This is a genomic window from Streptomyces sp. NPDC002889 (assembly GCF_042888425.1).
Classification (GTDB): Bacteria; Actinomycetota; Actinomycetes; order Streptomycetales; family Streptomycetaceae; genus Streptomyces.
Window position 1 is genome coordinate 44943 of sequence record NZ_JBIAPT010000008.1, and the last position, 19798, is coordinate 64740.

General features: G+C 68.3%; 20 protein-coding genes, 1 pseudogene and 1 riboswitch. Of the genes and pseudogenes, 11 read left to right on the plus strand and 10 right to left on the minus strand.

Annotation, left to right across the window (positions count from 1 at the left end):
- Window positions 1-201: 201 nt before the first annotated feature.
- Complete coding sequence (gene hisC, locus ACFYWI_RS13630; protein ID WP_389230218.1) at window positions 202-1281, minus strand: histidinol-phosphate transaminase; 1080 nt, start codon at window positions 1279-1281, stop codon at window positions 202-204.
- Between the two features lie 372 nt (window positions 1282-1653).
- Between hisC and ACFYWI_RS13635 the strand changes: the two genes are divergently transcribed.
- The 3 genes from ACFYWI_RS13635 to ACFYWI_RS13645 all read left to right on the plus strand — a co-directional run bounded on the left by ACFYWI_RS13635 (window position 1654) and on the right by ACFYWI_RS13645 (window position 4988).
- Complete coding sequence (locus tag ACFYWI_RS13635; protein WP_389230221.1) at window positions 1654-2766, plus strand: LacI family DNA-binding transcriptional regulator; 1113 nt, start codon at window positions 1654-1656, stop codon at window positions 2764-2766.
- Between the two features lie 159 nt (window positions 2767-2925).
- Window positions 2926-4014 (plus strand): metallophosphoesterase, encoded by a 1089-nt coding sequence (locus tag ACFYWI_RS13640; RefSeq protein ID WP_389230939.1) that lies wholly within the window; start codon window positions 2926-2928, stop codon window positions 4012-4014.
- Between the two features lie 149 nt (window positions 4015-4163).
- Window positions 4164-4988 carry a hypothetical protein gene (locus tag ACFYWI_RS13645; RefSeq protein ID WP_389230224.1) on the plus strand — a complete coding sequence of 275 codons (825 nt, stop codon included), beginning with the start codon at window positions 4164-4166 and terminating at the stop codon, window positions 4986-4988.
- A 100-nt stretch (window positions 4989-5088) separates the two neighbouring features.
- Here the strand turns inward: ACFYWI_RS13645 and ACFYWI_RS13650 are convergent, their stop codons facing one another.
- From ACFYWI_RS13650 to thiC, 3 genes are all read right to left on the minus strand, one after another.
- Entirely contained in the window at window positions 5089-6009 is a 921-nt protein-coding gene (locus tag ACFYWI_RS13650) for a DUF2637 domain-containing protein (RefSeq protein WP_389230227.1), read from the minus strand.
- A 16-nt stretch (window positions 6010-6025) separates the two neighbouring features.
- A complete protein-coding gene (locus ACFYWI_RS13655) occupies window positions 6026-6271 on the minus strand; it encodes a hypothetical protein (RefSeq protein ID WP_389230230.1) in 246 nt (81 codons plus the stop codon).
- A gap of 262 nt (window positions 6272-6533) precedes the next feature.
- Complete coding sequence (gene thiC, locus ACFYWI_RS13660; protein WP_389230233.1) at window positions 6534-8324, minus strand: phosphomethylpyrimidine synthase ThiC; 1791 nt, start codon at window positions 8322-8324, stop codon at window positions 6534-6536.
- Window positions 8317-8430: riboswitch (TPP riboswitch) on the minus strand. Its footprint overlaps the gene before it by 8 nt.
- A 71-nt stretch (window positions 8431-8501) precedes the next feature.
- Between thiC and ACFYWI_RS13665 the strand changes: the two genes are divergently transcribed.
- Window positions 8502-9851, plus strand: a complete 1350-nt coding sequence (locus ACFYWI_RS13665) for a YibE/F family protein (protein WP_389230236.1) — start codon at window positions 8502-8504, stop codon at window positions 9849-9851.
- A 28-nt stretch (window positions 9852-9879) separates the two neighbouring features.
- On the opposite strand, the gene ACFYWI_RS13670 is transcribed toward ACFYWI_RS13665, so the two are convergent.
- The 4 genes from ACFYWI_RS13670 to ACFYWI_RS13685 all read right to left on the minus strand — a co-directional run bounded on the left by ACFYWI_RS13670 (window position 9880) and on the right by ACFYWI_RS13685 (window position 12139).
- On the minus strand, window positions 9880-10314 hold the full coding sequence (locus tag ACFYWI_RS13670) for an SsgA family sporulation/cell division regulator (RefSeq protein ID WP_389230239.1): 435 nt from the start codon (window positions 10312-10314) through the stop codon (window positions 9880-9882).
- A gap of 130 nt (window positions 10315-10444) precedes the next feature.
- Entirely contained in the window at window positions 10445-11212 is a 768-nt protein-coding gene (locus tag ACFYWI_RS13675) for an IclR family transcriptional regulator (RefSeq protein ID WP_389230242.1), read from the minus strand.
- 259 nt (window positions 11213-11471) lie between these two features.
- Window positions 11472-11684 carry a DUF5326 family protein gene (locus ACFYWI_RS13680; protein WP_389230942.1) on the minus strand — a complete coding sequence of 71 codons (213 nt, stop codon included), beginning with the start codon at window positions 11682-11684 and terminating at the stop codon, window positions 11472-11474.
- 137 nt (window positions 11685-11821) lie between these two features.
- A complete protein-coding gene (locus ACFYWI_RS13685) occupies window positions 11822-12139 on the minus strand; it encodes a cupin domain-containing protein (protein ID WP_389230245.1) in 318 nt (105 codons plus the stop codon).
- A gap of 51 nt (window positions 12140-12190) precedes the next feature.
- Here ACFYWI_RS13685 and ACFYWI_RS13690 point away from each other — a divergent pair, with 51 nt between their 5' ends.
- From ACFYWI_RS13690 to ACFYWI_RS13710, 5 genes are all read left to right on the plus strand, one after another.
- Window positions 12191-12568, plus strand: coding sequence for a phage holin family protein (locus ACFYWI_RS13690; RefSeq protein ID WP_389230248.1), 378 nt, complete (start codon window positions 12191-12193; stop codon window positions 12566-12568).
- 7 nt (window positions 12569-12575) lie between these two features.
- Window positions 12576-13073, plus strand: coding sequence for a low molecular weight protein-tyrosine-phosphatase (locus ACFYWI_RS13695; protein ID WP_389230251.1), 498 nt, complete (start codon window positions 12576-12578; stop codon window positions 13071-13073).
- A complete protein-coding gene (locus ACFYWI_RS13700) occupies window positions 13070-14191 on the plus strand; it encodes a cystathionine gamma-lyase (RefSeq protein ID WP_389230255.1) in 1122 nt (373 codons plus the stop codon). The genes ACFYWI_RS13695 and ACFYWI_RS13700 overlap by 4 nt, the downstream gene beginning before the upstream one ends.
- Before the next feature lie 271 nt (window positions 14192-14462).
- Window positions 14463-15353 (plus strand): LysR family transcriptional regulator, encoded by an 891-nt coding sequence (locus tag ACFYWI_RS13705; RefSeq protein ID WP_389230257.1) that lies wholly within the window; start codon window positions 14463-14465, stop codon window positions 15351-15353.
- A gap of 94 nt (window positions 15354-15447) precedes the next feature.
- Window positions 15448-15927, plus strand: a complete 480-nt coding sequence (locus ACFYWI_RS13710; protein WP_389230260.1) for an NUDIX domain-containing protein — start codon at window positions 15448-15450, stop codon at window positions 15925-15927.
- Window positions 15928-16060: 133 nt separating this feature from the next.
- Here the strand turns inward: ACFYWI_RS13710 and ACFYWI_RS13715 are convergent, their stop codons facing one another.
- Both ACFYWI_RS13715 and ACFYWI_RS13720 read right to left on the minus strand, forming a co-directional pair.
- Window positions 16061-17587, minus strand: a complete 1527-nt coding sequence (locus tag ACFYWI_RS13715; RefSeq protein WP_389230263.1) for a globin domain-containing protein — start codon at window positions 17585-17587, stop codon at window positions 16061-16063.
- Window positions 17588-17888: 301 nt separating this feature from the next.
- A pseudogene (locus ACFYWI_RS13720) lies at window positions 17889-18176 on the minus strand (HAD hydrolase family protein); the annotation flags it as partial.
- 104 nt (window positions 18177-18280) lie between these two features.
- Here ACFYWI_RS13720 and ACFYWI_RS13725 point away from each other — a divergent pair.
- Together ACFYWI_RS13725 and ACFYWI_RS13730 are read left to right on the plus strand one after the other, a co-directional pair.
- Window positions 18281-18826 (plus strand): DUF2269 domain-containing protein, encoded by a 546-nt coding sequence (locus ACFYWI_RS13725; RefSeq protein WP_389230266.1) that lies wholly within the window; start codon window positions 18281-18283, stop codon window positions 18824-18826.
- Between the two features lie 5 nt (window positions 18827-18831).
- Window positions 18832-19686: a GNAT family N-acetyltransferase gene (locus ACFYWI_RS13730; protein ID WP_389230269.1), complete on the plus strand. Its 855-nt coding sequence runs from the start codon at window positions 18832-18834 to the stop codon at window positions 19684-19686.
- The last annotated feature ends 112 nt before the right edge of the window (window positions 19687-19798 follow it).

A 19798-nucleotide genomic window follows, 5' to 3' on the forward strand; every position in this document is an offset into this window, starting at 1 on the left:
GCTGTTCACCCGGGGCCGATTCGCCCGATGACGGGAGAAAGCGATCGAGCTTGTGAACGCGTTCACATTCACAAGCATTATGGCGCACACGCATTCGGGGCCGTCGACCGGGGGTCCCCCAACGCCCCCAACCGAGAAAACCCCCCGTGAGCGCCTCGCTCACGGGGGGTGCGATGCCGGAGAGAGCCCGGCGCGGCCGGGCTACAGCTCCTTGCGGAAGGTCGCCGCGGTGTGCAGGAACAGTTCGTTGGCCTCGGACTCCCCGATCGTGACCCGCACCCCCTCACCCGCGAAGGGCCGTACGACCACACCCGCCTTCTCGCAGGCGGCCGCGAAGTCGAGAGTGTGCGCGCCAAGACGCAGCCAGACGAAGTTCGCCTGGGTCTCGGGCACCGTCCAGCCCTGCTCGACCAGGCCCTCGTACACCTTGGCGCGTTCGCACACCAGCGAGCCGACCCGCCCGAGCAGCTCGTCCTCGGCCCGCAGCGACGCCACCGCCGCGTCCTGCGCGAGCTGCGTGACGCCGAAGGGAACCGCGGTCTTGCGCAGGGCGGCGGCCACCGGCTCAGGGGCAACGGCGAAGCCGACCCGCAGCCCCGCCAGGCCGTACGCCTTGGAGAAGGTGCGCAGCACTGCCACGTTCGGACGCTCGCGGTAGATCTCGAGGCCGTCGGGGACATCCGCGTCGCGGATGAACTCCCGGTAGGCCTCGTCCAGCACCACCAGCACATCCGACGGCACCCGGTCCAGGAACCGCTCCAGCTCGGCCCGGCGCACCACGGTGCCGGTCGGGTTGTTGGGGTTGCAGACGAAGATCAGCCGGGTCCGCTCGGTGACCGCATCGGCCATGGCGTCCAGGTCGTGCACCTCACCGGCGGTCAGCGGCACCTCCACCGGCTTCGCCCCGCTGATCCGGGTGATGATCGGGTACGCCTCGAAGGAGCGCCAGGCGTAGATCACCTCGTCACCGGGTCCGGAGGTGGACTGCAGCAGCGACTGGGCGACGCCCACCGATCCGGTACCGGTCGCCAGGTGCGTCAACGGCACCCCGAAACGGTCCGAGAGCTCGTTCATCAGACCGGTGCAGGCCATGTCCGGGTAGCGGTTGAACCCCTGACTCGCCGCGATCACGCTCTCCATCACGCCCGGCAGCGGCGGATAGGGGTTCTCGTTGGACGACAGCTTGTAGGCGACCGGGCCACCGGCTGCCGCCGGCTTGCCCGGCTTGTACGTGGGGATGCCGTCCAGCTCGGCGCGCAGCTTGGGACTCGTCTCGCTCACCGCAGGTCCTCCTCGACCGTCGACCTCGGGCCGTACACATCGGTACCGCTCACCAATACTCCTTACCTTATGAGGATTCGCGCCCACTGCGAATGGCCGGCGGCAACGAAAGGGGGGAGCGCCCCACCCTGGCGCGCGCCGGTGGCTCACTCCGTGGCGCGCGTCCCTCGTAATGGTGAGTTGAGACCTCTTCGCAACCTGGGCCCTTCAACAGGCTCGCGTGGCCCGACACCCGAGACACCACGCCAACAGGCCACAACTCCCTTTGCTTCCATGGCCATTGATTGTTAATGATCATGCAAAAACGTGCCTGTCAGTACGCGCATATGCGACCGGCTCTACCACCCGTGCGAGCCCTACTATCGGCTCGCCATGACAGCAGCAGGGAAGCATCAGGTGAGCCGGACGGATACATCCCGCCGGGGCAGCCGGCGAGGTCGGGCGGGCATCCGAGACGTGGCCGCCGCCGCCGGGGTCTCCATCACGACTGTCTCCGACGCACTCAACGGGAAGGGCCGGCTCCCGGACGCCACCCGTCGGCATGTCCGTGAGGTCGCCGACCGACTGGGCTACCGCCCGTCCGCCGCGGCCCGCACCCTCCGTACCGGGAAGTCGGGCTTGATCGGTCTGACGGTGACGACCTACGGGGATGAACCTTTCACCTTCACGGAATTCGCGTACTTCGCCGAAATGGCCAGAGCCGCGACCTCCGCCGCGCTCGCACGCGGCTACGCCCTCGTCATCCTGCCCGCCACCTCACGCCATGACGTCTGGTCGAACGTCGCCCTCGACGGCACCGTCGTCATCGATCCCTCCGACCACGACCCGGTCGTCACCGAGCTGGTCCGTCAGGGTCTGCCCGTCGTCTCCGACGGACGCCCGGCCGGCACCCTCCCGGTCACCGCCTGGGTGGACAACGACCACGAAGCGGCCGTACTCGATCTGCTGGACCATCTCGCCGCCGCCGGCGCCCGCCGGATCGGCCTGCTCACCGGCACCACCACCGACACGTACACCCGCCTGTCGACCACCGCGTATCTCAACTGGTGCGAACGCGTCGGACAGGACCCGGTGTACGAGTCCTACCCGGCCCACGACCCGCGCGCGGGGGCCGTGGCCGCCGACCGGCTGCTCGCCCGTCCCGACCGGCCCGATGCCGTCTACGGGCTCTTCGACCCCAACGGCACCGATCTGCTGGCCGCCGCCCGCCGCTACGGCCTGCGCGTCCCGGACGATCTGCTCCTCGTGTGCTGCAGCGAGTCGACCGTCTACGCCACCACCGAGCCGCCGATCACCACGCTCTCGCTCAAGCCGCGGCGGATCGGCACCGCGGTCGTCCAGTTACTCATCGACGCGATCGAGGGAGTCGACGAAGACCGGCCGGTCGAGCAGGTGATACCGACCGAACTGATCGTCCGGACGTCGTCGCAGCGCCGCCCTCCACGCACGACCGTGAGCGCCCCGCGCTCACCAGAGAAGGACTAGACCTTCCCAATCGGGACGAAACGGTCGGTGAACCAGGGGTGCACGCGGATTCACCACCCCTGGTGCGTCACACAGCGCCGGGCTCATTCCTATGATGGGCGAACGACACCGCGGACCACCCCGACCAGGCTGGGCCGAAAGGTGAACGGCGGCGCGACGGTGGTGGAGGGGTCGATGACTCAGGGGGCCGGTCAAGGACCCGTGGTGCGGACGGCGACGTTGCGCGATTTCCGCGTACCGCCGTACGCGCAGGTGCCCGTGCAGTCAGAGGCGATGGACTCCAGCCATCCCGGAAACGTCTTCCCCGAGGGTGAACCGCCGGAGGGCTACACCCCCACCGCCCGCGATCTCCCGGTGATCAATCGCGGCGGCCCCGGCGACACCGTCCAGGTCCAGGTCGACGCCGACGAGCAGCCCGCGCCCGAGGGGCTCGGCCCGCTCTATGTCGTCGGCGATGTCCACGGCTACCTCGACGAACTCGTCGCGGCACTGGCCGAGCAGGGTCTCATCGACGCCGAAGGCAACTGGGCCGCGGGCAATGCCCGCCTGTGGTTCCTCGGCGACTTCACCGACCGGGGCCCCGACGGCATCGGCGTCATCGACCTCGTCATGCGGCTGTCCGCCGAAGCGGCCGCCGCCGGCGGCTACTGCAAGGCGCTGATGGGCAACCACGAGCTGCTGCTGCTCGGCGCCAAGCGTTTCGGTGACACTCCCGTCAACTCCGGCGCGGGCACCGCCACCTTCCAGGCCGCCTGGCTGCTCAACGGCGGCCAGAAGGCCGACATGGACCGGCTGCAGGAAGTGCATCTGCAGTGGATGGCGCGGCTCGACGCCGTGGTCGAGGAGGAGGGCCACCTGCTGCTGCACTCCGACACGACCGCCTACCTCGACTACGGCTCCACCATCGCGGACGTCAACGACACCGTGCACGCGATCCTCACCCGCAACGACGCGGACGAGTGCTGGGACCTGTTCCGCAAGTTCACCAAGCGCTTCGCCTTCCGCGACGAGGCAGGTCCCCAGGCGGTGCGCGAACTGCTCTCCACCTACGGCGGCGGACGCGTGGTGCACGGCCACAGCCCCATCCCGTACCTGCTGGGCGAGGTCGGCACCGAGGAAGGCGAGGACGGGGAGCGTCCCGTCGTCGAGGGCCCGCACGTGTACGCCGACGGGCTTGCGATCGCCATGGACGGCGGCGTGACCATGGCCGGAAAGCTCCTTGTCGTGCAACTCCCCCTGTCCAACTGAACCGCACGGCACCGGGCGATTTATGGAAACCCCCTGTCACCCCCCGCGGTAACCGCTCTACCATCGGCTTATCCGTAGCAGACTCTCCTCCGTTTCCGCCCAACCCTCCCGCACATGCAGGAAATCCGGGCCCTACGGAGCATCGGGGGATGCACATGAACAGCGCTCCGCACCTGCTGACCGAGGACCGCGCCGAATACGAGCGGATCCTCGACGACGCGCTGCGCAACGCCCGTGAACGTCCGGACCTCGCGGCCGTGGGGCTGCGCCTCAACGCCGAACAACTGCGCACCATGGCGCTGAACGCGACGGCGCTGATCACCACGTCGGCCGCTGCCGAATACGATCACTACGTAAAGATCCGCTCACAAGCACGCACTCCTGCGGCCACCACATCCGAGCGCGCCTCCGGCCTCGCCACTGCGGACGAGGCCGACGGGAGCGGCGCGGGCTTCGCCGCCGTGATCGCCGTTCTGGCGCCGGTGCTCGCGGGCACCGCCGCTCTGATATTCCTGCTCGTCGGCTACATCCTGCAAATGCTCAGCCCGACCGCGTCCTTCGCCGGCACCCTGCTCACCGCCGGCTGGTTCTTCGGGGCTCTCACCGCGGGAGCGATCCTGGTCGCCGCCGTGGCGCTGCTCCTCACCGCCCTGCGCAACGGTGCCACCCAGGTCGCGGCCGAGGAGACCACAGGGGAGCTGCCGGACGAGGTCGCCCGTGCCAAGGACGCCTGGCGCCACGCCCTGCTGGAACGGGGAATCCTGCCCTTCCTGCGTGCTGCCCTGGACGACCCCAGTGCCGACCCTGCCTCTGCTCGACCGCCCCGCCCGGTGAGCCGTATCCCCAAGATCGGCTACAGCGGTCCCGACTTCTCGAGCCCCAGTGAGGGCTCGACCGCGGGACAGCGGCCGACCTTCACCAGTCCGGACTTCTCCAGCCCCGACTTCGGCGGCCCCGAACACCAGCCGGAGTAACGACACCCGCCCCAGGTCGCGCTTCACAAAAGCGTCCCCCAGGAATGTCCTGGGGGACGCTCGGCCGCCGGAGGATCAGTCGGCGGGTCGGAGAACGGCGCTAGAGGAACCAGCCCCGCTGAGGCGAATGCTGCCGGGGAAAGGCGGTTCTCGAAGACTCTTGCTTATGGGGGGCCGTCCGGTCCGACTCACGCAGTGACGTGCGCGGGGCCTTGCCGACACGTGCGGCGGACGCGCGCCGGCCGGCAAAGGACGAGACACGGGTGCGGTGGCGCGGGGTGCTCTGGCGGGGTGGCCGAACCAAGGTGATGAGCCGGACGAGTTGTTGGAAACAGGCCAGTGCTGCGAGGGGAGGCAGTGCGGCGGTGGCGGCGTCGGTGAGCGTCCTGGGTGCTTGCGTCACGCACAACCAGGTGGCGACGGTGGAGAAGAACAGGACGACGGACCAGGAGTGCACCGTCCGGCGCTGATGCAGCGACGCATGCAGGATGCAGAGAGACGCCACCATCCAGGGCCCGTAGACCAGAAGCGGCCACCAGCCGATCAGGCCCTGGGAGGTGCGTGACTCGGCAAAGTCGCGCAGCGGGTCCAGGGCGACCATGCCCCCGAAAACGCTGACCATGGAGACGATGACGACGGTCAGTGCGGCAATGGAGAAGCTGGCTGTCTGCACCAGAGTGAAACTGGGGCTCCGTGCGGGAGCCCGCCGACGATGGCCGGGAGACGCGGGCCGTACGTGCGGCAGTTCGGCGGTGGCTCCACTCAGCCCTACGAGCGCACTGTCCTTCAGTGATTCGGACGTGCGGCCATAACCGGAAGAGGCGCTGCAGAATTCATGGCCGTCAGGGGGCTGCAGCAGCAGCTGCTGCAGTTCCACCGCGGGATCCCACGACGCGTCAAGGGTCTCCAGTCCGAGAGGAGCCATCGGCTGGTGATCGCCCAGCGAGTCCCTGGGGGAGGTGGCATACGGGTCAACCCATGTGGCATAGCCGCTCACATTCGGATGTGCGGTTGCTGACACGAACGAGCCGTACTCGTCATACATGGAGGCTTCGCCCCGTCCATCCGTCGCCGTGCATGATCGACGACACGTGCGCCCTGTTCGACCGTCGGTGGAAATCGGCCTGAATCTGGCCCATCACCGTCAGAAAGTCACCCAGCACCGAGGAGGAGTACGTCAGCTCGATGCGCTGGTCCTTGTAGTGGAGCGTCGCGTTACCCCCCGGTGCGCGCTGGGAAGAGCCGGGGATAAAGGCCCACTGCGCTGCATCAGCGCCGGCCACACGCCAGGCAGTAAGGGCGGGCGAGTTCTGTGCTCTCGTCATAGTCCAACAACGACCGCATCCATAACCCTGGTGCGCGGCAACCGGGTGATGTCATTACGCCGAATAGGCGATTTCTCCAGGCATTCCATCGCTTTGTACGAAGAGAGCGTCGGTCGGCAACCTCTAGCGGCAGGGTGGACCTGAGCGGTGGGACGAGGCACGCTCCCGGATCCGCAGGGATCGGGAGCGTGCGCGCGCCGAAACGCTGGGCTGCCGGGGGTTACTCGGCGAGAGGAAGGTAGATCCGGTTCCCCTGTGCGGCGAACTCGGCCGACTTGGCCATCATCCCGGCGTGGATGTCGTCAGGGCTGGTCACCCCGTCGTCACCGCCGAACTGCTCTGCGATGCTTCGACTGATCTTCATCGAGCAGAACTTCGGACCGCACATGGAGCAGAAGTGCGCGGTCTTCGCCGGTTCGGCCGGCAGCGTCTCGTCGTGGAACTCCCGTGCCGTGTCCGGGTCGAGTGCCAGATTGAACTGGTCCTCCCACCGGAACTCGAACCGGGCGTCCGACAGCGCGTCGTCCCACTCCTGTGCCCCCGGGTGCCCCTTGGCCAGGTCCGCCGCATGTGCCGCGATCTTGTACGTGATGACGCCGGTCTTCACATCGTCCCGGTTGGGCAGGCCCAGGTGCTCCTTGGGCGTGACGTAGCAGAGCATCGCGGTGCCCCACCAGGCGATCATCGCCGCACCGATGCCTGAGGTGATGTGGTCGTAGGCGGGCGCCACATCGGTCGTCAGGGGCCCCAGGGTGTAGAAGGGCGCCTCCTCGCAGATCTCCTGCTGAAGGTCGATGTTCTCCTTGATCTTGTGCATCGGGACATGTCCCGGACCCTCGATCATCGTCTGCACGTTGTACCGCTTGGCGATCGAGTTGAGCTCCCCCAGCGTCCGCAGTTCCGCGAACTGCGCCTCGTCGTTGGCATCCGCGATAGAACCGGGGCGCAGACCGTCACCGAGGGAGTAGGTCACGTCGTACGAGGCGAGGATCTCGCAGAGCTCCTCGAAGTTCTCGTACAGGAACGACTCCTTGTGGTGCGCCAGACACCAGGCCGCCATGATTGAGCCGCCGCGGGAGACGATCCCTGTCTTGCGGCGCGCGGTCAGCGGGACGTACCGCAGCAGCACGCCCGCGTGGACCGTCATGTAGTCGACGCCCTGCTCCGCCTGCTCGATGACAGTGTCCTTGTAGATCTCCCAGGACAGCTCCTCGGCCTTGCCGTCGACCTTCTCGAGGGCCTGGTAGAGCGGCACCGTGCCGATCGGGACGGGGGAGTTGCGCAGCACCCACTCGCGCGTGGTGTGGATGTTGCGGCCGGTGGACAGGTCCATCACCGTGTCGGCGCCCCAACGCGTCGCCCAGGTCATCTTCTCGACCTCCTCCTCGATGGAGGAGGTGACCGCGGAGTTGCCGATGTTGGCGTTGACCTTCACCAGGAACCGCTTGCCGATGATCATCGGCTCGATCTCCGGATGGTTCACATTCGCCGGGAGGACGGCCCGGCCTGCCGCGATCTCCTCACGCACCACCTCGGGCGAGACGTTCTCGCGGATGGCGACGTACTCCATCTCCGGCGTGATCTCGCCCCGGCGCGCATACGCGAGCTGCGTCACCGCCTGCCCGTCGCGGCCCCTGCGCGGCTGACGCGGACGGCCCGGGAAGACCGCGTCGAGATTGCGCAGCCCTCCGCGCGGCGAAGTGTGCTTGATCCCGTCGTCCTCGGGGCGGACCGGGCGGCCCGCGTACTCCTCGGTGTCACCGCGGCCGATGATCCAGTTCTCCCGCACCGGCGACAGCCCACGGCGGACATCGGTCTCCACGGCGGGATCGGTGTACGGACCGGACGTGTCGTACAGCGTCACGTCCTTGCCATTGGTGAGGTGCACTGTGCGCACCGGCACCAGGAGATCGGGGCGCGAGCCCTCGACGTATCCCTTGTGCCAGCCGATGGACTTCCCGGCCTCGTCGATCTGCGTCAAGGCAGGCGTGCGTGCGTCCGATACGGTCATGAGACCTACTCCCTACGCCGGCATTACCCGGTAACAGGTTCGGCGGTCGGCGCAGCTTCGTCAGCGCCCTCTCAGCCCGGTGCTCCGAGCTCCCGCGTGTGCAAAGGTCCCACCACGCTAGCGTCACATCTGGCGTGCTGAACAGTGGGCCCCTCTCGTTCTTGCGATGATCGGCCCGTGACCTCATCGCCGCACACCCCCGAGCCGCAGGGCCACGCCCCTGGCCATACGCACAGTCACGGGCCCGCAGCGCCCGTCTCGCAGCATCTTCGCAAGGTCATCGCCGCGGTACTGATCCCGTTCGCCACAGCGGTGTTCGTCGGCCTCGTCGTGCTGTGGCCGGGCGGAGTGCCGGGTCATGAGCGCACCGGTGTGGGCTTCGACCGGCAGACCGAGCAGGGCAAGGTGGTCAAGGTCGAGCAGGTCGACTGCAAGGACGTGAACGTCGGCCAGGTTCCACCCACCGGCGACACCTCGACGCCCGAGGGACGCAAGGCTGTGGAGGCGCAGCAGGGCAGTTGCGGCAAGGCCACCGTCGAGGTCACCAGCGGCAAGGACAAGGGCCGTACCTTCACCGAGATCGTCCAGCCGGACGCGCCGCGGCAACTGCACGAGGGCCAGGGAGTGGTGGTGGCCTACGCACCCGATGCGCCGCCAGATCTCCAGTACTCGGTGACCGACGTCGACCGTGGGCTGCCGATGATGGTGCTGGCCGGGATCTTCGCCCTGGCAGTGGTGCTGGTGGGGCGGATGCGGGGCGTGATGGCACTGATCTCGCTCGTCATCTCGTTCGCCGTGCTGACCCTGTTCATCCTGCCCGCGATCCTCCAGGGGTCCAATCCGCTGATCGTCGCGGTCGTCGGGGCCAGCGCCATCATGCTGATCGCGCTCTACATGTGCCACGGGCTGACCGCACGCACCTCGGTCGCGGTGATCGGCACGCTCATCTCACTGCTGCTGATCGGGCTGCTCGGATCGCTGTTCATCGACTGGGCGTTCCTGAGCGGGAACACGGACGACTACACGGGCCTGATCCATGGCCTGTATCCGGACATCGACATGAGCGGTCTGCTGCTCGCCGGCATCATCATCGGCTCGCTCGGTGTGCTCGACGATGTGACGGTCACCCAGACGTCTGCGGTCTGGGAACTCCATCAGGCCGATCCGGCCATGGGCTCGCGCGCTCTCTACCGGGCGGGCATCCGCATCGGCCGCGACCACATCGCGTCCGTCGTCAACACGCTCGTACTCGCCTATGCGGGCGCGGCGTTGCCCTTGCTGCTGCTCTTCTCGATCGCAGAGTCCAGCGTGGGCACCGTGGCCAACAGCGAGGTGGTCGCGCAGGAAATCGTGCGGACCCTGGTGGGGTCGATCGGTCTGGTCGCCTCCGTCCCCGTGACCACGGCGCTCGCGGCGCTGGTGGTTTCCGCCGACCGGCCCGCAGCCGCGGCAGCGCAGACCGGATCGCCCGCTGCGCTGGGCGGATCGCCGGGACACGGCGGCCGGGGCCGGCGGCGCAAGAAGTAACCGCGGGCGGTCATGAGTACGGCTCGGGTCAGCCGGCGCTCTCCTCGGCAAGGATGCGCCCGAGCTCCGCCTCCAGACTGTCCTCGAAGTCGCTGAGCGTGCGCTCCCGGCCGAGGGGAACCAGCTTGTCCGTACGGTCCAGGAACGCCACGAGCGGTGCCGCGCCCGCCCGGAACAGCGCCGAGTCGCTCCCGACCCGGAGCCGGATCCTGACGTCGGACAGGCCCTCGGGCTCGGCCGGCGCGATGTGCACATCGCCGTCCCCGCTGGGCCGGTTGATCCCGTCGAGCAGCAATTCACGCCCGAATGCCCAGGTCACCGGCGCATCACCGGGCAGGTGGAACGTCATCCGCACCGCATAGGGGTCCCCCATCTCGTAGTTGAGCTCCACCGGGATCCGGAAGGAGAGCTCCTCGGAGACAAGGAAACTCATCAAGACCTCGGCCTGGACCGACTCGCGCATCACATACCTCGCAGGTGATGAAGCTGAATGAACCGTGCTGACAAAGCAGGAAAACGGCCAGGAACGATCCCCGTTGGCCCTCTTGACGCAAGCGTGGTGGAAGCGCTAGCAGATCACAAGGAGTGATTTTTCAGATACTGATAGAGAACGCGAGTGACCCCAGAAGTCCACCGACGCCATGGCGTAGTTGTTCCACCGCGGGGAGCAGCCGTTCCTCCTGGTGGAGGGGCAGCGAAATGGCCACGGTGGCCGCGGCCGAACCGGCCGTGACGGGAATGGCCGCACACACCGTGCCGATCGCGTACTCCTGACGCTCGACCACTACCTCCGGGCGCCCGACGCAGGAGAGCCGTTCCAGCAGCGTGCGCCGGTCGCGCACGGAGTGCGGAGTCACGGGCTGCACGGGATGACGGTCCAGATGATCACGGCGGGCCCGCTCGTCGAGCTGGCTCAGCAGGCACTGCCCCAGCGCATGCGCATGACCGGTCTCCCGGAAGTCGGCCCACTCCGTCACGGCGGGGGCATGGGGGGTGTCGGCGACCGCGACGAGTTCGATCTCGTCCTCGCGGTAGACCGCGCAGTAGACCGGAACGCCGATCGTGTCCCGCCAGTGCGCCAGCAAGTCCTCGAGGGTGGTGCGACGATTCTGCACCGTGCCGCCGATGGCCAGCCGACCGACCGCCGCGCCGAGGGCGAACAGGCCCTTCTCCCGGCGCAGATAGTCCTCATGGGTCAGGGTGCGCAGCAGATGATAGGCGGTGGGCAGCGGAATCCCGGCCGCGCGGGCGAGCTGCTTCGCGGGGGCTCCGTCCGGATGGGCGCCCGCCGCCTCCAGCAGTCTCAGCGCCCGCTGCACCGAGCCGATCAGGGTAGGAGCGGCGTTCGTAGACCCGGCCACAGGTCACCCCCAGGCGTGGTGACGGGCATCCCGCCCGCCCGCGGGGGCCGCCCCCGCGCGGCCGCCGCACACTCGGGCACCGAGCCGGAATTCAGTCTCAGCAACTCTGAAAGTGCTGGTCAGACGGCTGTCGTCCGGGGAATTGCCCCAGGGGCGGCGAAGATTTGCCACTCTAATGGCAGCATCGGCCCAAGGGCGGGGTTCGACGGGAGCGTTCCCCCGGCCGGGCTAACAGTCGTACAGGCTGCTTCCGGTCGCCCTACCAGTCGCTGCGCGAGCCGGTGGAGGCCATGAACTTCCGTACGACGAACACGAGTCCACCGACAAGGGCGACGAAGACCAACACCTTGAAGAGCAGTCCGATCACAAAGGTGACGACGCTCGCAATGAGCCCACCGAACACCACAAGGGCGATGACGGGCACGGCAACCCACTTCACCCACCACGGCATCCCCGTGAACATCTCCCGCACAGCCATCGTCCTACCTCGTTTCTCTGAGCCTCTTCGCGTATCTGCCATCGATGCTAGGCGCGAGACAGGGGCATCCGGGGGCCCGCGAGCCCTTGATCTCCCCTGACCGAACCCCTAGGGATCGGTCAGGGTCGCCCTCAGCTCTCGGGGGGAGAAAAGACCACCATCACCCGCAGATCCTCGCTGATGTGGTGGAACTTGTGCGGCACTCCCGCGGGCACGTACACGACACTGCCACGCCCCACCTGCGTGGTTTCCATGCCCACGGTGATGGAGGCCCGGCCGCTGACGACGAAGTAGACCTCGTCCTGGTTGTGGGGCAGCTGAGGGTCGGTCTCGCCCGCGTCGAGCGCGTACAGCCCGACGGACATGTTCCGCTCGCGCAGAAACTGGAGGTAAGCCCCGTCGTTCGCGGCGCGCTCCGCCTCCAGTTCATCGAGTCGGAATGCTTTCATCGCCCTTCAGCCCCTCCACTTGGCCCGATCACGTCTGCCACGATCAGACACATGACGAATTTTGTAGTCAAGACGATCGCCAATGCTGGCGCCCTCGCGGTGGCCATCTGGCTGATGCAGGACATCACCCTCACCGGCGACTCCACCGGCAAGAAGACACTGTCACTGATCCTGGTGGCCCTGCTCTTCGGTCTGGTGAACTTCCTGGTCAAACCCGTGGTGAAACTGCTCACCCTGCCGCTGTTCATCCTCACCCTCGGCCTGATCACCCTGGTGATCAACGCCCTGATGCTGCTCCTGACCTCATGGCTCGCCGACGAGCTCGGCCTGAACTTCCACGTCGAAGGCTTCTGGACCGCCGTGCTCGGCGGCCTGATCATCTCCATAGTCTCGTGGGCACTGAACGTCGCCCTGCCCGACAAGGACTGAACACCGCGTGAGAACCCCGTATCGCGTCTGCTTCGTGTGCACCGGCAACATATGCCGCTCGCCGATGGCCGAGTCCGTCTTCCGCGCACGCATCGAGGAAGCGGGGCTGACGGCTACCGTCGAGGCGGACAGTGCCGGCACCGGAGGCTGGCACGAAGGCAACGGCGCAGACCCGCGCACCGTTGCCGTCCTGGAAGCGGCCGGCTACGCGAGCGCGCACACCGCCCGCCAGTTCCATGCCGCCTGGTTCACCCGGCTCGATCTTGTGATCGCGCTGGACGAAGGACATCTGCGAGCCCTGCGAGGGCTCGCACCGACGCCCGCGGACGCCGCGAAGGTGCGGCTGCTGCGGGCTTACGACCCCAGGCAACCCGACGACCTGGACGTGCCCGACCCCTACTACGGCGGCACGGACGACTTCGAGGACTGCCTTGAGATGGTGGAGGCGGCGAGCGAGGGCCTGCTCGCCGCCGTACGGACAGCAGTTGAGGAGCACCTGGCATGACGGTCGGAGACGGCACCAGAGCCGTACGGGCGGGCCTGCCCGAACCGGTGAAGTACGAGCCGCCCCTGCCTGGGCCGGTCTTCGCAGCCCACTTCCACCTCCCCGGCGAGGCGACGGGCCCTTACACCTACGGTCGCGACGACAACCCGACCTGGACCCATCTGGAACGGGCCATCGGTGAACTGGAGGCGCCCGGAGAAGACGTCGAGACGCTCACCTTCGCCTCCGGGATGGCAGCGGTCTCCGCCGTGCTCTTCTCGCAGCTGAGGGCGGGCGACACGGTCGTGCTGCCCGCCGACGGCTACCAGGTGCTGCCGATGGTGCGGGCCCAGCTCGAGGCCTACGGCATCCAGGTGCGGACCGCACCTACCGGAGACGACGCACAGCTGTCCGTCCTGGACGGGGCGCGACTGCTGTGGCTCGAGACCCCCTCCAATCCTGGTCTCGATGTGTGCGACGTACGGCGGCTCGCCCATGCGGCGCATGCCGCGGGGGCACTCGTCGCCGTCGACAACACCCTCGCCACCCCGCTGGGGCAACGGCCGCTGGAGCTCGGTGCGGACTTCTCGGTCGCCAGTGACACCAAGGGGATGACGGGCCACGGTGACATCCTGCTCGGCCACGTGACCTGTCGTGACGCCGAACTGGCGGCGGGTGTACGGCGCTGGCGCAAGATCGCCGGGGCGATCCCGGGCCCGATGGAGGCATGGCTCGCGCACCGCTCGCTGGCCACCCTCCAGCTGCGCGCCGACCGCCAGTGCGCCAACGCGCTCGCACTGGCCCATGCGCTCGACGGGCGCGTGGAGGTGAGCGGGCTGCGGTACCCGGGGCTGCCCACCGACCCCTCGCACCGGACCGCCGCGCGGCAGATGCGGCGCTTCGGTTGCGTGGTGTCCTTCGTGCTGCCCGACCGCGCGCACGCGGAGCGCTTCCTCGGCAGTCTGCGGCTGGTAGACGACGCCACCAGCTTCGGCGGCGTGCGCTCCACCGCCGAACGCCGTGGCCGCTGGGGCGGTGACGCCGTCCCGGAGGGCTTCATCCGTTTCTCCGCGGGCGCCGAGGACGCCGACGACCTGGTGGCCGATGTGCTGCAAGCGCTCGACGAGGCGGCGAAGTAGCGGTGGTCCGGCCGCGAGGCAGATGAGGGCACGGCCGTGGGAGGGGGACGTAGCCGCCGCTACGCAGGCGCGCTTAGCACGGCTACGTACAACGGACGGTCCGAGCCTCCCCCCTCATGGCTCGGACCGTCCCGGTTCCTACGCGCAAAGAACCATGCGGACAAGGCTAGTTGACTCTGCGTCAGTGTCCAATCACGGTAGCGACAGAGACCTATCGACTTATTTATAGTTGGCCGGGTTCGGGGCAACGTCGGATCGGGAGGGGCATGGCATGGATCTGGCCCTGCTGCGCACGTTCGTCACGGTGCACCGGGCCGGCTCCTTCACGCGCGCCGCCGCTCTGCTCGGACTGTCCCAGCCCGCCGTCACCGGGCAGATCCGCACCCTGGAGCGGCAGCTCGGCCGCCCCCTCTTCCTTCGCCAGGCCCGCGGCGTCACCCCCACCACCATCGGCGACGAGCTCGCCCATCGGGCCGCCCCGCACCTGGACGCGCTGGTGGAGATAGCCGAGGCCGGACTCGACGACGAGACGGGCATCCGGACCCTGCACCTTGCCGGGCCTCCCGAGTTCACCTCACTGCGTGCCCTGCCGGCCCTCACCCCGCTGATAGGCCAGGGACTGGCGTTGCGCGCCTCGTTCGGCAATGCGGAGGAGACCCTCGAGGGGCTCGCCGCCGGACACCATGACGTCGCCATCACCACCGCCCGCCCCCGCGGCGGGCTGCTCACCGCGGCCGCCCTGTGCGACGAGGAGCACGTTCTGGTCGCTGCCCCCCGCTGGGCCGCCCGCCTGGGGCCCGCCGTACTGCGCAAGGGCCATGTGGTCCTCGAACAGCTTCCGGTGGTGGAGGTCCATGAGTCCTTACCCCTCGTCTCGCGCTACTGGAGCGCCGTGTTCGACTCCCGGCCGGCCGCGGCGGGCGCCGTCATCGCGCCCGACCTGCGGGCCGTGCTGGAAACCACCGCAAGCGGCGCGGGGCTCGCCGTACTGCCGCGCTATCTGTGCGAGGACGCCCTGGAACGAGGCCGCGTCGTCGCCCTTCTCGACCCTCCCGTGCCTCCGCTGCGCACCTATTTCCTGGTGATACGCACCGGCACGCTCGCTCATCCGCACATCGCCCGGGCCCATGAGTGGCTGCTGCGCGCGGCCGTCGACTGGTGAGCGCGAACAGTACCGAGCGTCCCGAAAGCCCCCGACGGCGAGAGTTTCCCGGGGCCCGCGTTTCAGATCCGCCGGCGTGGGCCACTCTCTTGCCATGACCGAACGACCCGTGGTCAAGCGCACCGCACGCGCCATCCTGCTCGACGGCGACGACCTCGTCCTGATCAAGCGCACCAAGCCCGGCGTGGACCCCTACTGGCTCACCCCCGGCGGCGGGGTCGAGCCCGAGGATGCCACCGTGGTCGACGCCCTCCACCGGGAGGTGGACGAAGAGCTCGGCGCAAAGATCACCGATGTGGTGCCGTGCTTCGTCGACACAGTCGAGCACATCGCGGACGGCGGGGTGACCGGGGTGAAGGTGCAGCACTTCTTCGTCTGCCGGCTGGAGTCCATGGACCCTTCCCTGCGGCACGGCCCCGAGATCGACGAACCCTCCGGGGAGTACGAGATCGTGCGCGTGCCGTTCAGTCGCGTCGGGATTGCCGCCGTCCACCTCGTACCGCTCTCCCTGCGGCACTACCTGGACGGCAACATCGAGGGCGTGCGGGCCATGCATGCCCCGGACCTCGGCTGACCGGGCGGCCCGGGGCCGGCTCCGGCGGGACGGGCCCGTCCGGGGCATGAGGGTTGAAGCGGTCCGGGGCGTCAACATCGGGCCTGGTCCGCCGCGGGCCGCTGCAGCCAGGTCCTGTCCGGGCGGACAGGACCTAGTTGGCGGCCGCCACGAGCTCCTCGAGCGAGTCATGGCGGATGCGGTCCGAGGGGATCCCCATGCCCCGCAGCGCGTCCACACCGCTGCGGATCATCCCGGGAGGGCCGGAGAGATAGGCGTCGTACTCGTTCCACGGCCCATTGCGGCCGAACTCCCGTACAGCGTCCGGGAACTGCGCGCGATCGTCGACCACCGGCCGCACCGACAGCCACGGATGCGTCTGCTGGAGACGCAGCATGGTGTCGATGTCGTACAGGTCGTAGTCGGTGCGCGCCCCGTAGAAGACCTCCACCGGACGCATCTCGCCGTGCTTGGCCACATCCTCGACCAGCGCCTTGATGGGCGCGATGCCGGTGCCGCCGCCCAGACACAGCAGCCCGTTGTCGGTGCTGTGGTCGACCGTCATCGAACCGGCGGGCGGCCCCAGCCGCAGCACATCGCCGGGACGGGCGTGGTGCACCAGGGCATTGGAGACCCATCCGGCCGGAACCGCCTTGACGTGAAAGGACAGCAGACCGTCGGTCCTGGGCGCTCCGGCGAAGGAGTAGTGCCGCCAGATGCGCGGCCACCAAGGCGTCTCCAGACTCGTGTACTGGCCTGCCAGGAACGCGTACGGCTGGTCCGGACGCACGGTGACGATCGCTATGTCGGGGGTGCGCAGATCGTGCGACACCACTTCGGCCTGCCACCAGGCAGGCGCACGGCGCTCGTTCTCGGCGGCAGCATCGATCATGATCTGCGAGATCGTGGTGTAGGTGCGCACCCACGCGGCCTCGGTCTCCTCGTTCCAGGTCGAGGTCGCGTACCGGCTCAGCGCCCCGATCAGGGCCTCGCCGACCGCCGGGTAGTGCGCGGGCTGCGTGCCGTACTTGCGATGGCCGCGGCCCAGGTGCTGCAGGTAGTCGGTCAGCACGGCAGCGTTGTCCATATGGTCGGCCGCGGTCAGCAACGCCTTGAGAAGGCGGTCGCGCTGGGCATCCATCGCGACGGGAAACATGGAGCGCAGTTCGGGGTGGCGCACGAAGAGCAAAGCGTAGAAGTACGAGGTGACCTTGTCGGCGACGGCGGCGACCTCCGTCATCGTGCGGCGGATGAGAACCGCATCGGGCGAGGCCTGGCGTGCCGGGGCGGCCGGGGAGGCGGCCGGTGTGGGCTCGGTCCGCGGCAGCGGCCCGGTGCCGGAGGCCGGTGCGGTGCGCGGGGCCGGTTCGCTGTGGGTGGCCGGGGACTCGTCGCGCCTGGGGGCTGCCTCGTGCGGCGCCGCCCCGTGAACAGGGTGCCCTCTTGGAGCGTGCGCGGTGCCAAGACCCTCTGCGGCCCGAGAGGCACCGGAGCCCACCGGTCGTATGGAGGCGAACGAGCGGCTCGGGGTGACTATCCGGTCCTGCCCGGTGTCGTCCGCGTCCTGCGCACCCTCGGCCGGCCGCCCCTCGGCCGGCTGTTTACGAGGGGTGAACCAGCCGTCACCGCCGCTGTCACCTGGAGTGCCGTTCTCGGCCGACGTAGTGGTCGGAGCGTCCATTGTCTGCCTCGCCTCGAACATCTCTGGGTCGGTCCACGCACTTCCGCCTCCGGAACGTGCTCGATTCCCCGCTCTGTCTCAGGACTTTGCAGGCCCACACTAACCTCGGCCGTGCGCCGAATCGGGGCGGGTGGCCCTGGATCGAGTCATTGCCCGCAGCACCCGTCGTCGCAGCATGCCAGGTGGTGCCGCTGCACAGCACAAAGAGCGGAAAGTCCGGGCATCAGCCCCTGATATCCCGTTAGGCTGCATTTCCCCCATGCCCATATTCGGGGCCTCTTCTGCCTCCCCAAGACCTGAACTACTCCTGGGTTCGCACGAGTTCATAGGTCTCGCGAAGATCTCTCCCCGTATAGCTGTGCGTAGCCAGGCCGGTCAGATGGTGATCGGCATTCACTGCCACCCTCGTGGGCACCGACGCGAAGATCTCAGCGTCCGACATGGAATCACCATAAGCAACACATGCGTCCAGACCTACCCCGAACTCTGCACAGAGCCGGTTCGCGATCTTCACCTTCGCGGCAGCACTGAGAATCCCCGTTGGCTCCACCGGCCGGCTGAAAGGAAGATCCGGAAAGCGCGAACCGTGCCTCGGTCCGTTCTCCATGTCCGGCATGTACGCCGAGGTTAGTACCCGCGATTACTCCCGCTGTCAGACGCGACCGACCACCTCAGCCCGGCACTGTGTTTCACGTGAAACCACTCAAGCGTCCCGTTCGCCGGACCATCCTCGTCCTCCATGTCACCGCCTCCGCGGGCTGGCTCGGGCTTACTCTCGGCCTGCTGGCGCTTGCCCTCACGGCCAACACCACGAGATCCGCGGCCATGGCCGAAGCCGCATGCCGCTCGATGAAGGTCTTCACCGACTGGCTCGTGCTCCCGCTCGCACTGCTCACGCTGCTCAGTGGCCTCGTCCTGTCCCTGGGCACCATATGGGGACTGGCCAGGCACCGCTGGGTCCTCACGAAGTTCTGGCTCACCCTCATCACCACCACGGCCTCCGTCTTCGCGCTGCGTCCGGGAGTCAACAGCGCGGCCGACACCCTCGCCTCGGGCGGTGTGCTCGCCGACCCTCTCGACCTGGTGATGGGCCCCGCCGTCTCCCTGAGCGCCTATGTCTTCATGACGGTCATCTCCGTCCTCAAACCATGGGGTCTCACAAGGCACGGCCGTCGACTGCGCGCATCGACCGCTTCGGCAAAAGCGCTGGACAAACGATCACTGGGTCGGACAGCCTGATCCCCATGCCGTCACCGCTCTCCGATCTCCCCATCAGGCGTCTGACCTCGAAGGACGTCGTGTCCTGCGCCGATCTCTCCGAAGACCGCGGCTGGCCACGCGAGGACCACAAATGGGGTCTGCTGGTGACGGCCGGAACCGGCTACGGGATCGACGCCCCTGACGGCAAGGGCCTGACGGCCGCCTGCGTACTGACCTCGTACGGTGCGGGGCTCGCCGCGATCGGCATGGTGCTTGTCGCCGAGCGGTACTCCCGCCAGGGGATCGGACGCCGCCTTATGGAGCACGTGCTGGCGGAGGCCAAGGACACCCCGCTCACCCTTCATGCCACCCCCAGCGGCAAGCCTCTGTACGAGGAACTGGGCTTCACCCTCACGGGCCGCGCGGAAATGGTCCGCGGCCGGTTCACCCCCTCGGGCCCGGCGGTCGCTGTGGCGACCCGTCCGGCGGTCGCCGAGGACCTTCCCACTCTGCTGCGGTTGGATACCGAGGTCTTCGGTCAGGACCGCACCCACATGATCACGCGGCTGCCCGGCTTCGCCGACCACCTGCTGGTGGCGGAGGAGGACGGAGTGCTGATCGGGTACGCCGCACTCTGGCCCAATATGAACACTCATGTCATCGGCCCGCTGATCGCCCGGGACACACAGACCGCCAAGGCGCTGATCACCGCCCTGGCCTCCAGGACGGACCGTCCGCTGCGGACGGACATCGACGTACGTCACGAAGAACTCCTCGCCTGGGTGAAGGAGCGCGGACTGGAGCCGGTCGCCTTCAACGCCGTGATGACCTACGGCATCACCTTCCTTCCCGGTGACTGGACGCGCCGCTTCGCCCCGCTCACGGTCGCCGCGGGGTAGGCCGGACCGACACGAGCCCTCCACGGCGACGGCGGCACCCCAGTAATTAGTTGCAAGCGCCGTATATTGCGTCGATCGTCTATCCTGGATGCCACCACGCTGGGAGCCGAGG